Source organism: Candidatus Nitrosotalea sp. FS (assembly GCF_011319475.1).
GTDB lineage: Archaea > Thermoproteota > Nitrososphaeria > Nitrososphaerales > Nitrosopumilaceae > Nitrosotalea.
Genome location: NZ_RCMC01000181.1, coordinates 6,305 through 7,125, shown reverse-complemented (window position 1 = coordinate 7,125; position 821 = coordinate 6,305). Strand labels below are relative to the sequence as shown.

The following is an 821-nucleotide window of genomic DNA, read 5'->3' as shown; positions in this document are numbered from 1 at the left end:
TTTTTTGCAAGTGATTTTAGTTCTGATTCTATGTCTTTTACCTCATAGCAGATATGGTGTATTCCACCTCCAGATTTTGCAAATTCACTAATGGCAGAATCTGGTGATGCAGGCTCTATTAGTTCAAGGAATGGTTCTCCTACTTTCATGAGACAGATGTTGACTTTTTGGCTGCCTACTGGCATTATGGCGCTTACTGTTTCAAAGTTTAGGTATCTTTTTAGCTCGCCTAATGATTCCTGGATGTTATTTACCACTATTCCGATATGATGTAATTTCATGAAAGTTTTGATGCTATTCATGTACAATAATCTAGCGAATTGTATGTTAATTTTATATTGATACTGGATTCATCTGGTATCATGCTGGAAAAACTAGTCAAGGACTCTAAGGCACTTGAGAAAGCCATTGCTGGTGAAGAGCTAACATACGATGACGGAGTGGAACTGATGGCTTATGACAACCTCTACATGCTGGGTGCCGCCGCAGACTTGATTAGACAAAAAAGAGTTGGACAGCAAGTAACTTTTGCTGCATCATATTATCTGAATTATACTAATGTCTGCGCTGCAAGCTGCCAGATGTGCGCATTTTACAGAAAAGGAAACGAGTCTGATGCATACACCTTATCAGCAAAGGACATCGAGGGTCGTGTTGCAATTGCAAAGAGCTTGGGTGCTACAGAGGTTCACATTGTTGGTGGTTTTCATCCTGAACTTCCGCTTGAATATTATGAAGAAATGTTTCATACCATTAAAAAAAGTCACCCTGAGATGCACATCAAGGCACTCACTGCAGCAGAGGTCTTTTTCATCGCAAGA

At 40.0% G+C, this 821-nt stretch carries 2 protein-coding genes; one reads left to right on the top strand and one right to left on the bottom strand.

The annotated features are described in order from the left end of the window. Positions 1-302: VOC family protein (locus DYY66_RS06620; protein WP_255496261.1), on the bottom strand; the 302-nt coding region annotated here is incomplete at its 3' end. Between the two features lie 60 nt (positions 303-362). On the opposite strand from DYY66_RS06620, the gene DYY66_RS06615 reads away from it, so the two are divergent. Further along, the coding region (locus DYY66_RS06615) for a radical SAM protein (RefSeq protein ID WP_338140855.1) at positions 363-821 on the top strand (459 nt) is incomplete at its 3' end.